General features: G+C 51.4%; 14 protein-coding genes and 1 pseudogene. 10 read left to right on the top strand and 5 right to left on the bottom strand.

The window, feature by feature from the left end:
- Nucleotides 1-35 precede the first annotated feature (35 nt).
- The 5 genes from ACW17M_RS01215 (at nt 36) to ACW17M_RS01235 (ending at nt 3,934) form a co-directional block, all read left to right on the top strand.
- Nucleotides 36-227: a 2-hydroxymuconate tautomerase gene (locus tag ACW17M_RS01215; RefSeq protein WP_088700097.1), complete on the top strand. Its 192-nt coding sequence runs from the start codon at nt 36-38 to the stop codon at nt 225-227.
- Between the two features lie 32 nt (nt 228-259).
- Nucleotides 260-1,189, top strand: a complete 930-nt coding sequence (locus ACW17M_RS01220; protein ID WP_141440319.1) for a flavin reductase — start codon at nt 260-262, stop codon at nt 1,187-1,189.
- A 104-nt stretch (nt 1,190-1,293) separates the two neighbouring features.
- A complete protein-coding gene (locus ACW17M_RS01225; protein WP_141440320.1) occupies nt 1,294-1,860 on the top strand; it encodes a nuclear transport factor 2 family protein in 567 nt (188 codons plus the stop codon).
- Nucleotides 1,861-1,952: 92 nt separating this feature from the next.
- On the top strand, nt 1,953-3,011 hold the full coding sequence (locus ACW17M_RS01230; RefSeq protein WP_457546776.1) for a maleylacetate reductase: 1,059 nt from the start codon (nt 1,953-1,955) through the stop codon (nt 3,009-3,011).
- A 44-nt stretch (nt 3,012-3,055) separates the two neighbouring features.
- Nucleotides 3,056-3,934 (top strand): intradiol ring-cleavage dioxygenase, encoded by an 879-nt coding sequence (locus ACW17M_RS01235; protein ID WP_427770212.1) that lies wholly within the window; start codon nt 3,056-3,058, stop codon nt 3,932-3,934.
- A gap of 283 nt (nt 3,935-4,217) precedes the next feature.
- Here ACW17M_RS01235 and ACW17M_RS01240 read toward each other — a convergent pair whose 3' ends face one another.
- The 4 genes from ACW17M_RS01240 to feaR form a co-directional block, all read right to left on the bottom strand.
- Nucleotides 4,218-5,513 carry an NAD(P)/FAD-dependent oxidoreductase gene (locus ACW17M_RS01240; protein ID WP_457546777.1) on the bottom strand — a complete coding sequence of 432 codons (1,296 nt, stop codon included), beginning with the start codon at nt 5,511-5,513 and terminating at the stop codon, nt 4,218-4,220.
- Nucleotides 5,514-5,598: 85 nt separating this feature from the next.
- Nucleotides 5,599-6,024, bottom strand: a complete 426-nt coding sequence (locus tag ACW17M_RS01245) for a RidA family protein (protein ID WP_457546778.1) — start codon at nt 6,022-6,024, stop codon at nt 5,599-5,601.
- 73 nt (nt 6,025-6,097) lie between these two features.
- Complete coding sequence (locus ACW17M_RS01250; protein ID WP_457546779.1) at nt 6,098-7,234, bottom strand: tyramine oxidase subunit B; 1,137 nt, start codon at nt 7,232-7,234, stop codon at nt 6,098-6,100.
- Nucleotides 7,235-7,881: 647 nt separating this feature from the next.
- A complete protein-coding gene (gene feaR, locus ACW17M_RS01255) occupies nt 7,882-8,808 on the bottom strand; it encodes a transcriptional regulator FeaR (RefSeq protein ID WP_457546780.1) in 927 nt (308 codons plus the stop codon).
- A gap of 425 nt (nt 8,809-9,233) precedes the next feature.
- On the opposite strand from feaR, the gene ACW17M_RS01260 reads away from it, so the two are divergent.
- From ACW17M_RS01260 to ACW17M_RS01280, 5 genes are all read left to right on the top strand, one after another.
- Nucleotides 9,234-10,568 (top strand): hypothetical protein, encoded by a 1,335-nt coding sequence (locus ACW17M_RS01260; protein ID WP_457546781.1) that lies wholly within the window; start codon nt 9,234-9,236, stop codon nt 10,566-10,568.
- A 350-nt stretch (nt 10,569-10,918) separates the two neighbouring features.
- Nucleotides 10,919-12,349, top strand: coding sequence for an FAD-dependent oxidoreductase (locus ACW17M_RS01265; protein ID WP_457546782.1), 1,431 nt, complete (start codon nt 10,919-10,921; stop codon nt 12,347-12,349).
- Nucleotides 12,349-12,738 (top strand): c-type cytochrome, encoded by a 390-nt coding sequence (locus ACW17M_RS01270; protein ID WP_457546783.1) that lies wholly within the window; start codon nt 12,349-12,351, stop codon nt 12,736-12,738. Before ACW17M_RS01265 ends, ACW17M_RS01270 begins: the two co-directional genes overlap by 1 nt.
- Nucleotides 12,739-12,762: 24 nt before the next feature.
- Complete coding sequence (locus ACW17M_RS01275) at nt 12,763-13,218, top strand: hypothetical protein (protein WP_427770224.1); 456 nt, start codon at nt 12,763-12,765, stop codon at nt 13,216-13,218.
- A gap of 19 nt (nt 13,219-13,237) precedes the next feature.
- Nucleotides 13,238-13,603, top strand: a complete 366-nt coding sequence (locus ACW17M_RS01280) for a cupin domain-containing protein (RefSeq protein WP_427770226.1) — start codon at nt 13,238-13,240, stop codon at nt 13,601-13,603.
- Between the two features lie 54 nt (nt 13,604-13,657).
- On the opposite strand, the pseudogene ACW17M_RS01285 reads toward ACW17M_RS01280, so the two are convergent.
- A pseudogene (locus ACW17M_RS01285) lies at nt 13,658-14,353 on the bottom strand (transposase); the annotation flags it as partial.
- Between the last annotated feature and the right edge of the window lie 59 nt (nt 14,354-14,412).

Raw genomic sequence — 14,412 nt, forward strand, 5'->3', positions numbered from 1 at the left:
AGCCAACCGCTCAAATACGGATAATGAGGATTGCGATGCCTACCGTTCACGTTTACATGATGTCAGGCCGGACACAGCAGCAGAAGGAGTCACTGATCAGCGAAGTCACGGATGCTGTGGTTTCTTCGCTGAGTGCGCCCAAAGAGAATGTTCGGGTAATTATTAGTGAGGTACCCAAGAGCGAGTATGGAATTGGTGGCGTCACCGGCGAGAAGCTAGGGCGCTGATTTATAAAAACAAGCACGCTGGAGAATGAAAAATGAACTTTGACGCAAGAGATTTCCGCCGCGCCCTAGGCAAGTTTGCTACTGGCGTCACGGTGGTAACTACCCGCAACGCCAGCGGTGAAAATTTTGGCGTCACCGCGAGTAGCTTCAATGCGGTGTCGATGGATCCGCCGTTGATCCTGTGGAGCATAGATAAAGGGGCTCACAGCCTCGCTACGTATCAAGTTGCTGAGCATTTCGTTGTCAATGTGCTGAGCAATGCCCAAGTAGATATCTCAAATCGTTTTGCAAGCCGTGGCGAGGATAAGTTTGCCAATATCACCTTTGAGGAGGGGGTTGGTGGAGCCGCCAAGATAACGGATGCGGCGGCCCATTTTGAGTGCCGTACCTGGAACGTCTATGAGGGTGGGGATCACCTTATTATTGTTGGTGAAGTGGTGCGTTATGCTTATCGGGACGCGGGCAGCGCGCTCGTGTTCCACAATGGCCGTTATGCGGTGCCTGAACCGCATCCCATGTTGCTACCTGTGAATGAACAGAGTTCCTTGAATGGTCGTTTGGGTAAGCATTTGCTCTACCTGATGCGCGAAGCCCTCGCCGCCTATCGCGGCGATTTCTATCCTCGGCTCGCCAGCCTCGGAGTCAATGACAATGAATGGCGAGTACTGACCTTACTGGCGGATCGTGGTGTTCTAGGGGTCGAAGATTTGGCCCGGTCTGTGGCCCAGCCTATTGCGGATCTCAACGATACATTGAATGGGCTACAAGAGCGTGCGCTAGTGGTTCTAGCAAACGATGGAAGTGTCCTGCTCAGCGAAGCGGGAGAGACGTTAGCGCTGCGCTTATTGGCTATGGCAGATGACTACGAGCAGCGTCTCTTCGAAAGTTTAGAGCCAACCGAGATAAGCACAATCAAATCAGGGCTAGGGCGAGTAATCGAACGCCTTGGTACTACTGCTTAAACATTGAATTCATTGGCAAGTAGGCTTGAGAAAGCACTACTTTCTTAAGACTAATTATAAGACAGATGGCGTGTTTTTCGCGCCGCAAAAACTTGGAGATTAAAATGACACAGGTATCTGATAACGAACTGAAAGCCTTGGTATCACGTATCGAAGTACTCGAAGCAGAAGCTGAAATTCGCCGTATTCAAGCACGTTATATGTTTTTATGTGACACGCCGATTCCCGAGTATGGCGTGCAAAGTGATGATGAGCGAATTGATTTGATTATGGATTTGTATACAGAGGACGCTGTATGGGAAGGCGTTGGAGAATATTACGATAATCAATTTGGTCGCGCAGAAGGGGCTGCTGCTATCCGTAAGCATTTCGAAGGATTTTGGAAAAAAGACCAAGACCCTAAGCTCTTGCTAAACGTTCACTATCTGACATCAGAGCAAATTCATGTGACTGGTGATACAGCGGAAGGCCAATGGGTACACTGCCAACCCTGGATATTCTCTGATGGTAAGGCACTGCTTCGCTCATCAAGATTGAATAATGGTTTTCGCAAAGAGTCTGATGGTAAATGGAGAATTACTAGGACACGTACAGAGAATGTGTTTGTTGCACCTCTTAAGGAAGGTTGGGCGTCTGACTTTCCTTCTCAATCAATGTTGCTCAAACCCTGATTATATAACTTGTAAGGTTATTAAAAGCTTTGTGGGCTCATTATTACTATACCTTGAGCCCACTGCATTCTCTAAACAGTCTAGGTAAGAGCATGCCATACTCTTTTTTATATTCTACCAATCCTGCACGTATTGTTTTCGGCCCTGGCAGTTTGGCGCAAATTGCTGATGAGGTGCGCCGGCTGGAGTGTACCCGAGCGCTGGTACTGTCGACTCCTTTTCAGCGGGAGGATGCCGAGCGCCTTAGTCGTCAGTTGGGAGAACTGGGAGCTGGCGTCTTTAGCGAAGCGGCTATGCATACCCCTGTAGAGTTGACTGAGCAAGCAATGACAGCCTTTGCTGCAGTGAAAGCTGACTGTGTGGTTGCGCTAGGGGGGGGCTCCACTATTGGCTTAGGAAAGGCGATCGCTTACCGTAATAATGCGCCTCAAGTTGTCGTAGCCACGACTTACGCCGGATCGGAGGTTACTCCGATACTGGGGCAGACAGAGAACGGTGTGAAGACTACCGTTAAGGATGCATCGATTCTGCCTGAAGTCGTGATCTACGACGCCGAGTTGACTCTAGGGCTACCGGTATCAATGAGCGTGACCAGCGGTCTAAACGCCATGGCCCACGCTGTGGAAGGGCTGTACGCCAAAGATCGCAACCCTATCACCACGTTGATGGCTATGGAGGGTATTCTCAGCCTTAAGGAAGCTCTGCCCGTCATCGTTGAGCGGCCAGAAAATGTGGAAGCTCGCAGTAAAGCTCTCTACGGTTCCTGGTTATGCGGTACCGTGCTGGGCACGGTTGGTATGGCTCTGCATCACAAGCTGTGTCATACCTTGGGCGGGAGCTTCAATCTGCCCCACGCCGAAACCCATGCCATCATGCTAGCTCATACTGTGGCCTACAACGCTCGGGCTGCAAAGGATGTACTCACACCCGTTGCCGAGCTATTTGGTGGTGAGTTGGGTGGAGGGCTTTACGATTTTGCCAGATCCCTAGGTGCCCCCCTGGCGCTCAAGGAACTAGGGTTGACCGAGGCCGAACTGGATCTGGCTGCTGGCCTAGCGATGAAGAGCCCCTACTGGAACCCTCAGCCTGTCGAGCAAGAAGCGGTACGTGAGTTGTTACAGTATGCCTGGAGCGGTGCCCGCCCCGAATGATCAATCAGGGCTTGTCAAAGCGAGGCCCCAGCAAGGAAAACAGTATGGCCAGAATAGGTTATTTCACTGAAGAAAACTCCATCGAGGCAGTTAACGGTCGCATGAGTAAAGAGACCGCTCCGCGCTTGCAAGCGGTCATGGCCTCACTGATCAAACACCTACATAGCTTCGTCAAAGATGTCGAACTCACCCAGGAGGAGTGGGAAGCAGCTATTGAATTTCTTACCCATACCGGTCAGATATGCGATGACAAACGCCAGGAGTTCATCTTGCTCTCTGATACGCTAGGCGTCTCGATGTTGGTAGATGCGATCCAGCACCGCCGCCCCCCTGGTGCTACTGAGAACACGGTTTTCGGCCCCTTCCATGTGGATGGTGCCCCAGTACTTGAAATGGGTGCCAATATCTCCCTGGACGGTAAGGGAGAAACCTGTCTCTACGAGGGCCGCGTGCTTGATCTGGACGGTAACCCTGTCGAAGGTGTGCGAATCGACGTGTGGTCAGACAACAGCGAGGGCTTTTACGATGTCCAGCAACCGGGAGAGCAGCCGACCTGGAATAATCGCGGAGTATTCATTACCGGTTCCGATGGTCGCTATTGGTTCACCGGTATCAAACCTGTGCCTTATCCCATTCCAGACGATGGCCCAGTGGGACAGATGCTGACATTGCTCGGACGTCACCCCTGGCGTCCTGCCCACATGCATTTCATGCTTAACCATAGCCGCTATGAACGCATCGTAACGCATACATTCGTCTCCGGAGACCCTTATCTTATATCGGATGCTGTTTTTGGGGTGAAGGACTCTTTAATAATCGACTACTTACCCTGCAGTGAAGAAGGCGTAATGTGGAAGGCTAGTTTTGACTTTTTTATGGTTGAGAAAGCGGCCAAGAGAAACACTGAACGCACCAACACCTAGAGGTTGTCGCTGACGTGCCAAAGAAAGCAGTACCCGGCACTCAGCGTTTACAATAGTTTTGCGCTCGGAGCTCGAGACCGCCCAGCTCAGCCACCAGTGCATGATCTTCGTGCCTTACGGCTTAATGCAGTACACAGGCCTTTATTGCGGAACCCTGTAAAGCGAATTACAAGCCAGGTTTTTTTCCACCACAGCTACTTTACCCGTGAATACGCCTGCTTTTTTAGGGAGCTGCCATCCGATATTTGTCAGCGCGCGGCCCGCTAGTTAAATGTAACCAAAATTATGAAAATCGATCAAACCGATAGGGCGTTGGGTCTATGATCGGTGGGTTGCCAGAGAGAAGGTCGGCTGCTAACTCACCAGCAGCTGGCGAGGTACCAAATCCATGGCCGGAAAACCCAGTCGCTACCGTTAGCCCTGGAAGCGTGTCCACCGAACCGATCACTGGGTTGGAATCCGGTGTAATATCGATCATGCCTGCCCACGTTTGTTCGATTTCGGTTTGCTCGAACGCTGGCCATGCTGCTGTCAGGTTGTTTAACGCCTCGTTGATGAGAGTTTGGTTCGCGGGTGGATCTATCGTCCGTACGCGTTCAAAGGGTGAGCGTTGGGTGGCGGACCAACGGCGTGGCAGCGCTAAATCTGTGAAAAAATGCTTGTTGAGTCCTATTCGTAGAAGGCTACGCTGGGCACGCAGCGCCTTCATGTAGTGCATACCGACCCGTAAATGGTCCAGCGTTAGCGGTGCATCCAACGCACCTCGCTGAGTGATAATAAAGCCGCCGTCCCGATGCTTACGAAATGAAAAATCGGGCGCACCGACCGCAATATCAGTGGGACCTTCCATGGGTTTTGTGCGCAGAACAGAGCAAATGAGAGGAAGCGTAGGCAGCGAGACACCGTGATTGCCTAAGAAACGCCGTGACCACATGCCCCCCGCTAAAAGTACCTGATCGCAGCGAATTTCGCCGGCTTCGGTAACCACGCCGTCGACCTTGCCTTGGGATGTCGATAATGTGCGCACTGCGCAATTTTCAACAATAACGGCTCCTTTGGCGATAGCGGCTTTAGCAATCGCGCTGGAGGCGATCGTCGGTTCTGCTCGCCCATCTGAAGGAGTGAAGATCCCACCAGCCCAGTCGCTACGGTTACCAGGTACCATATCGCTTATCTCATGAGGGCTAAGCAGTCGGGAGTCCAATGAAAGATGCTGAACAGAGTTGAACCAGTTTTCATAGACTGACATCTGGGCGTCGGTACGGGCCACAAACATAATGCCTGACTGCCGATACCCGACGTTGCTACCGACACGTTCAGGCATCTCTGCCCACAGGCGGTCAGCGGCCTGGGCTAGAGGAATATCTTCTGCGTGGCGGCTCGTCTTGCGAATCCAGCCGAGATTGCGCGATGACTGCTCGCAAGCAATTCGGCCTTTTTCAAGTACGACGACGGGAATGTTGCGCTCTGCCAAGGTCAGAGCGGCGGTGAGCCCGATAATACCGCCGCCAATGATTACGACAGTTGTCGAAACAGGCAGATGTTGTGATGTCTCGACGGGGATTATTGACGGAGCCATAAAGCCGGTGTCCTTAGGAGTGTGCTTTAGCCTACTAGAAGGTGCGGACTCCTAGGGAGGCCGCACTAGCAGGATAAGTAATCGCTTATTTTGCAGCCGTATTGATCATGTCTGCTGTAGTTTGCGAAGCCCCTTTATAAGCAGTGACTTCGAGCTCGACTTTATAAACGGTTGAACCCAGAGGGGGGCACGTTACCGTGGAGGCTGGATCAACGCCTTTAAATTTTTGCCCGATAATTTCCATAACAGTCGGTACATCTTGCGGATCTTGGATAAACACGCGTGACATAACGACGTCCGCCAGTGAAGCACCGATTGACGATAGAGCGGTTTCAATATTGGCAAACACTTGATGTGTTTGCTCGACAACATCTTCTGGGATCTCTTTTGTTTCTGGGTGGCGGCCAGCCGTATTGGAAACAAAAATCCAGTTATCAACCGCTACTAATCGTGAATAGCTGGCATGCTCTTCAAACGTTGAGCCTGTCTTGACTTTGACTATGTGAGCCATCGTTTTGTCCTATTATGCTGAACCACTGTGTGATCAATCGTTCGACGTACTAAAAGATTGCCTGTGGCTGATATCAGCTCAACACAGGGGTTTCCCAAAGGTTTAGTGAGACGCCGATACCTTTTTCGATAGCATTACGGTAGACATACGTTGCCCATGCCACATCTTCCACTGGCATGCCCCCAACGGATAGCAGGATGATCTCGTCATCATTTTTTCGCCCTGGCGCTTCGCCCGCCACGATTTCGCCTAGGTCTTCCAGCTGGTCGAGAGTAATCTTCCCCTCGGCAATCATGTCCATAAAGCGAACCCCAATCACTGGAATATAGTGGTGGGCTGGCTTGGGCACTTCTTCGTACCAGGCCTGATAAAGTCCAGTATTGTCGAGGACTTTACGTGCCTCTTTCTCCATTCCTTCATCCAGGTTGCATAACGCTGGCATGGAGAGAAAAGCGCCGGGTTTGACCCACTCTCGTTTGACGAGGGGGTAGGTTGAAGGATCACCCACTTCACCAGAGTTGCAGTAGGTGACGATATCGGAATCGCGTACCACGGCTTCAATACTATCGACTACCAGAATATTAGTGATTTGCGGATAGCTGTCTTTAACCCATTGGATGAAATTGTCGAGACTTTTTTGCCCGCGTCCTTTCACCTTGATCGTATCGATAGAGGGGCAAACCGCCATAAAGGCAGAGACAGATGTTTTTCCCATCACACCTGGGCCTAGTAAGCCAATGACTTTGGAATCCTTGCGTGCCAAATGTCGGGCACCTACGCCAGGTACGGCGCCGGTTCTATAAGCGGATAGCAGGTTGGCCGACATAAAAGCCAGAGGTGCGCCGGTATCAGCATCACTTAACGTGAAGGTAATAATAGAGCGTGGTAGCCCCTTATCTCTATTGGCGATGTTAGACCCATACCATTTGACCCCGGAGGTGCGAAAGCTACCACCTAAATAAGCAGGCATTGCCATCATGCGGCGGTCTGCCGTTGGCTTGGGCATCGTGGGAAATGGTGACTCCTCAGGAAACATGATCATCGCGCCGTGCGAGTCGTTATTGGGGCCTGCCATACGGTAATCACCCTGGTGGAGCAGGCTGAACACCTCTTCCATCGCATCCACGCAAGCGGGCATATCAGTCACACCGGCGCGTATCATGTCTTGCTCGGAAAGGTAAATAAAGTCGATTTGTGTGTTATTTTTCATTGTAGACCTCGGCATCGTCGTTGTTTTCCTCAGGGGCTTAAAACAGCGGCTACCTCTATACATAGTGCTGTGAAATACGTCACCCATAAGTGTTTTTGAGCGTGGTTTCCGACACGCTGTTGAATAAAGCTACGTCTCATAAGTCGGCAGCGTTAGCACAAATCGGCAACTTGTTACTGCTAATGAGGAAGAAACGATAAATTTTTATTTTAACTTTTTCCTAATATTCATCTCTCTTAGGTTTTGGAGCGCCTGTTAGTATTTTTGATAACGTAACAATGCCAAAGAGGTTGTTTTTAAGCTTTTGTAAAAGATAGGAAAAAAACTAAGTGTCATGCTGATCCAAGTGGTCTAGACAAAAAACGACAATTAAGTTTCCGGTGATTGCTTAACGTTCTCCTTAATAATAGAAAATTGTGTATCATTAGATGCTAATTTTAGGAGATAGGACGTGCAGCAAGCGTTTGACTGCATGGCGATAGAAGCCGGTTCCGCTGGCTGTATGATCGCCCATCGACTCATCCCGGCAACGGGGAGCCCCTGCTTTGTTGGTTGGCAAGGCCAGCACATTCAAGAGCAAAATATACGAATGCCAGCAGACCAGGATTTACCTTACAGGTTAAAGAGTGAGACGTTATCAAAATCCTTTAATCGGCTATTTTTTGGTGTTGCGCACGATAATCCCTTGGAGGCATACCGTAGTGTCGTTTGAACACACGGGAAAAGTGCGCTGAGTCAGCAAAGCCCCAATTGTAGGCTATAGTTGTGATCGGTAGGCGGCCGTTACCAGTTTGGGTCAGTTCGCGGGCGCAGCACTGCAAGCGCTGACGATTAATATAACGGCATATGCTTTCACCGTTCATTTCGAATTGACGATAGAGATGACGCACCGATACGTTCAGGCGGGCAGCCAATTCATCCGGCGTAGGTGGCTCCATCAATGCTTCATTGATCATTTGCTCGGCGAGACGCCGCAACGGGCTCCCCGTTTTGATAGCGTCTTCAACGTGCAAGCAGGGTTGCAATAGACTGATCAATGCATCCTGTAGCGCTTCACCATGTTGCTTGCCTTCGCTCAGGGTTATGTGATCCTTGCTAATCTGCTGAAACATTCCATAGAGCAGTCGTCTGCTAAGGCTGGCCTGCTCGAGCTTGCCAAAGCGGCAGGTACCGGTAGGTAAAAGTCGATCAACAGCGTCACGGCAGAGATGGATCGACAATTGATTGATTAACCCCTGTGGCTTCATCTCAAACGCCTGAGCTGAATCAAGTAAAGCCATGTCATTAGGCTGTAGAGTAAAGGAGTGATTATTGTTAAGTATCACCATATTGCCTTGGCGCTGTAAGACAAGGAAATAGAAGCGATCATCTCCCCGTGTAGCGACTCCACGTTCTCGACGGATTGAGCGAGCGTTCACACGTATGTCCGCTAGTGTGAGACCACCCAAGTCATAGCGTTGAATATTGCCAACAAAATGTTCGGGACAGTTTGCGCGCTGGGTTACAAAACGTCCGCAGACGGCTTGCATAGCATCATTCCAGCTATCGAAATCATAAGCAGTTTGCACATTCACAGCAGATCTCCTTTTTAGGATGTTCTTGTACTAAAACCCATGCCTGCGGTTGAAGCGGATGATTGCATGAATATTCATGTATTATTTGTATCAGAAAAATACCGAAGAAGCGAAGTAGTTCCTCATAGCTCACCCTCGGTGTGGGTGTCGTCTGGCTGTACCCTAACTATCTCCCGGGGCCGATTTGAGTACTGTAATGTCCGTTATATTCCCCAGAGCGCAAAGAGGCGCTGCTGAAATAGCTCGTAAGGAGGTATTTCCGATGTGCTGATAGATAAGAAATGACGCAGTATCAGCTGTCAAAACGGCAGGGAAATCCATGTTTTCGTCAAACAAAGACAAGATGTGCGTACCACGACTGAATACCCTTGATGGACTGCCCAGAAATTAAAGGGGTAAGACAAAATAACAAGGGGCTCTTCAATATGAAATTATGCTACTCCGCTTTTTTACCTGTTGCTGCTGTTACCAGTGGCGTAATTGCAGCGTCACTTAGCAGTGCGCAGGCTGCTGAAATATTTAGTAATACTGACACCCAGATTGGTGCCAACATTGAGGTAGTGCTGGGGGCCTTTCATAGCCAGGAAGGATACGCCCAGAGCGAAACCAGTGCGCCCGGTGGAAGGGGCTGGCAGGAAGGGTTTGCCAAATATGGACTGGATGCCACGCATGCGCTAGGGGAAAGCTCGTTTTATGCCAACGTAGCCTGGGTATCCAGCGCGACTACCGGCCAAGGCGATGCGGCAGGTTATACGACCGGAGATGAGCGTAAAACCCGTCTGGAAAATTTATACGCCGGCTGGAAATCGGGCAATGCCTTGCCTGCCTTGGGGGTAGACGGCATCGATTTTTCTCTGGGGCGTCAGCGTATCCAGCTCGGCGATGGGTTTTTGATCTCAGGCGATGCACTCAACTTTGGTGAGGGGGTATTAGGGGGCGATCTTGACCGCGGCGGCGCTTACTATTTAGCAGGACGCCAGTCATTTGAAAACACAGCTGTGCTGAAGCTAGGGGGAGAGCAAGGCTGGCGTGGGGATGTAATGTGGCTAGCATCAGGCAACCCTGCACAGGCCAAGTCAGAACTGGCCGTTGCTAACCTTGAGCGTGTAACCGATAGCGGTACGCTTGGCATCTCCTATCTTGATGTACTGAAGACGGACGACGACTATGCTTTCCTCTACCCTGACCGGGAAAACGTTAAAGTCTATAGCGTGCGGGGGCAAGGCAATGCCGGTGTCGAAAACCTGTTTCTCTCTGGCCAATACGCGCTGCAAAAAAATGGCAGCGACGGGGACGAAAACGCGTGGTACCTAGAAGCAGGCTGGACTTTTTCAGACGCCGCATGGACGCCCAGTGTTAGCTACCGTTTCAGCCGTTTCTCGGATCAATATGACACTCTTTTTTACGGCAATGGACGTGCGTTAGGCACTTGGTTCCAAGGAGAAGTAGCCGCTAACTATGGCGGCCCGTTTAATGTTAATACGCGGGTTCATCAGCTGAACGCATCGTTGTCGCCTTCTGAAACGCTGAGCTTCGGCGCGATGTGGTATGACTTTACCTCTTTGTCAGATGACGCCGGGCCTAATACCGGTGGGCAGGAGCTCGACTTATATGCTTTTTGGGCGCCTAGTGAACACTGGTGGGTAATGCCGCTGATTGGACATTATACCCCGGATGCCTCAGCCACTGGTGGTGGTACTCAGCTCGGCAGCGATAGTGCCAATCTGTACACGCAGCTTTTGGTTGGATTTAATTTTTGAGGCAGGAAGCCGGGCATGGGTGAGGAAAATCGCCTACTTACCGCTGACAGAAGAGTAAAACACCAACAGATATCTCACAACTAGGCATTGGCTATTTAAGAGTACTAAGAAGGAGGCCGGGATGGTTAGAGAGCTAGCACAGTTACCGGGACCATACTCCTAGCAGAACAGACATGGGAACGCTGACGGGAGGGGTGGCTGATCAGCGTGAGTCATTAGGGAAAGCATTGGCAAGGGAGAACAACATTATGGCAATGCGACACAAGCGGCTGAGCTCCGCCCATTGGTAGTGTCGCTGACAAGGGTTGATTGCCCGCACCACAACTACAACCACTAGAACGGAAATAAAAATGGCTAAATCTTTGAATCGTCGCGATTTTCTTAAATCCTCGGGTGCCATGGTGGCGGGAAGCATGGCGGCCGGTACTCTCGGCCTCTCCACGAATGCTCATGGATCGGACGAAGATGCCAGTGTCTATGACGTAATCGTTGTCGGTAGCGGCTTTGCCGGTGTGACCGCCGCCCGTAATGCGAGCCAGGCCAACCTGCGAGTCCTGCACCTGGAAGCCAGCGCCCGTCTCGGTGGCCGCACCTTCACGAGCCACTTCGCCGGTCACGATATCGATCTGGGCGGCAGCTATATCGGCTGGGGGCAACCCCATGTCTGGGCCGAAAAGATGCGCTACCAAGTAGCTATTGATGAAACCGCAGGAGCAAGAGCCACGCATTACGTCTGGCATAATGAGTCAGGAGAAAGACAAGAAGGCTCTCCCGATGATTTTTGGTCACTCATGGGGCCTGCAATAGATCGCTTTTACGCTCCTGCTCAGGAAGTCCTGCCAAGGCCATATGATCCTCTTCTCATGCACGATAACCACGGTCTTGACATGATGTCTTCTGAGGAAGCTGTCAATGCATTAGGCCTGCCTCTCGATCAGCGTACATTGATACAGACTTTCGCCGCGATGAATGGTCACAGCGATGCGGATCAGAGCAGCTATCTTGATCAACTCAGGTGGTTCGCACTGTCGGGATTTAACCAGGACTTCATGTGGGACAATATCGGACGCTATAAAATAAAAGGTGGTACTCAAACCCTTCTAAGAAAAATTCATGAGGATAGCCGAGCAGAGTTTAAGACGGGCCAGCCTGTCAGAAAGGTCGAGCAGGTTGACGATCGCGTCAGCGTTACGACCGCAAGAGGAGAAACTTTTATTGCCAAGAAGTTGATCCTTTCCGTGCCGTTGAACGTGGTGTCGAGCATTGAATTTTCACCCTCCATCTCCTCAATCAAGATGGACACCAGTCAGCAACGCCATACCGGATCTGGAATAAAAACATACATTCGGATCAAGGGGAATCACCCTGTAATGTTTGGCCAAGGCAACCAGGATATGCCCTTTACTTTTATCTGGACAGAATATGAAGATGAGAACAGCCAAATTCTAGTAGCCTACGGAATTTCCCCCGAACAACTGGATACTACCGATGCAGAAGCTATCCAGTCTGCTGTCAATCAATATTTCCCAGACACTGAGATCATTGATTTTGCCAGTTACAACTGGAACGTCGACCCCTACGCCCTGGGGACTTGGTGCATGTATCGTCCCGGCTGGCTGACCGAGAGGCTGGAAGAACTCCAGCGCCCGGAAGGTAATATCCATTTCGCCACTTCGGATATCGCCAGTGGCTGGCGCGGCTTCATCGACGGGGCCATCGAGTCCGGCGCCCAGGCCGCCGAACAAGTATCGGTGCTGCTCAAGGCAGAGGCGGACTCATAATGAGATTGAAACTTACCCATTGGTTACTGGGACTCCCCTGTCTTTGGGGGTCCATCGCACCGGCATTGGCCGCGAATGACTGCGATATAGATCTAGGCAGGCAGGCCTTCGCCACCTGCAGCACCTGCCACTCCAATGATGCCAGTGGGACACACTCCGTCGGCCCCAACCTTTACGGCGTCATCGGTCGAGCGGCTGGTACCGCCCCAGGTTACGGCTATTCGGTCGCCTTGGAGGAGCTCGACACCGAGTGGACCCCTGAAGAGTTGAGCAAGTTCCTGATCAGCCCTATGGAGTATGCTCCGGGCAGCATGATGGCCTATGGTGGGCTGAAGAACGAAACACAGCGCAATGCAGTGATCTGTTACCTGGAGCAGTCTTCTGAATAACCTCGCCAATAAGGATCCAATGTCATGAAGAAGTCTCTGCCACTCTTGCTGTCCCTCTTGACCGTATCGATGGGTGCCAATGCTGCGGGCCTATCGGAGGCCGATAGGGCAGTTATCGAGAACAAGCTCGAGGCCGTCGAGGCGATGTGGAGCGAAGGTGACTACGAGGGCATCGCCCGGTCTCTCTATGTCGAGGAGACGAGGATCACCGGTGAGGATACCCCTGACGTCTATACCGGGATGGAGTCACTGACCGGACTCGTCGAATATCTCGTGGATACCAGTAACGCCGTCGAACTCACCCAGGTTCAGGCCAGCCCCGTGGGCGAAATTGGTGTCATCAGCTGGGTGAACTGGTATGTAACCCCAACCGAAGGCGAGGACTTCGTCATGAAGAGCTTGATGGTCTGGGAGCAACATGACGGCGACTGGAAGGTAATGGCCGATATGTATGCCGCTGGCGAAATCGACGAAGGATAGGGAATAAAGGATAAGCAATATGATATCTCTCAAGTTGAAGCAGGCCTACAGTGACCTGGAAAGCATCGGCAGCGTCGCTAACATGGGTGCCGAGGTGCTGGAGGGCGACCCGCAGGCTTCGAGCAGGATGCTGGAAGGCAATATCGGCGATCCACTCAGTTGCGGTATTTTCGGCTGTACCGGGGGCAAGTATCGCGTTGTCTACCCCTTTAGCGAACATGCCACCGTCGTTGAAGGCACGGTAGTACTGACCGATGAATCCACGGGAGAATCCATGGAATACCATGAGGGTGACTCCTGGTTCGTCAAGCAGGGAACACCGGTCATCTGGGACGTTAAAAGCGACACTTTCATTAAGCACTTTGGTGCTGCAACCCAACCCTGATGAGCTGTAGCCGTAGGTTGCTTGGCGGTAGTCGATATGATGCCAATCACATCAGTTCAGCATCCGAAGGCGACAAAAGTGCCTATCACTCCATAACATGATGCGTTTTATTGGCCAGTACTGGCCAATAAAACGCACCAGTAACGCCAGGCTCGCCCAGCTGTAATGGCTGTCGCTGTTGTCAGTGATGCTCAGATACTCACTAATAGATGGCGGCCACAGAAGACATACAGCAGGAAGTAGCCGCGGTGATCGTAATAGCGGTTAAAGAACTTCTCGGCTTGCTCACCGTGTACAACGATATCGGTGCCATCAAAGTCCAGCATGCTCCTCTTCGGGGTGCGTCATGCCGCTCATTGAAGGGGGGCCACCGCAATTCATGGGTCTTGACCATTTGCTTGCCGATCGGCGCTCTGCTCTAACCGGCACAGCGTAGACTCGCCTGCCAGAGTATCATCTTCACCTAGCGCTGCTTGAACAGTTGGTCATAACGCAGTGCTTCATGGTCGTTGAAATCTTCGTAGCCCGCGGCGACACCGAACACCACTGACGAATCAGGAAGTCGCTCTTGCTCTTGTGGCGAATCTGTTCCGGTGCCCAGGGGCATGAAGCGCCGAAGCGTTAGGCGATGTTACTTATAAACTTCCAATAGCAGGAGCAATCCAGCGTCAGAGGTTATGTGGCCCCTGAGAAATCGGCTTCAATATGGCGGCGTGAGAGTGGCGAGAAGGTGAGTTTTTCAGGTACCATTTTGGAGGCGGCTGTTGGTGTTGGTTTTTAGAGTAAGACCCTGAAACGTTAACACTTTC

It is taken from the genome of Vreelandella sp. 2A-K22, from assembly GCF_054065485.1.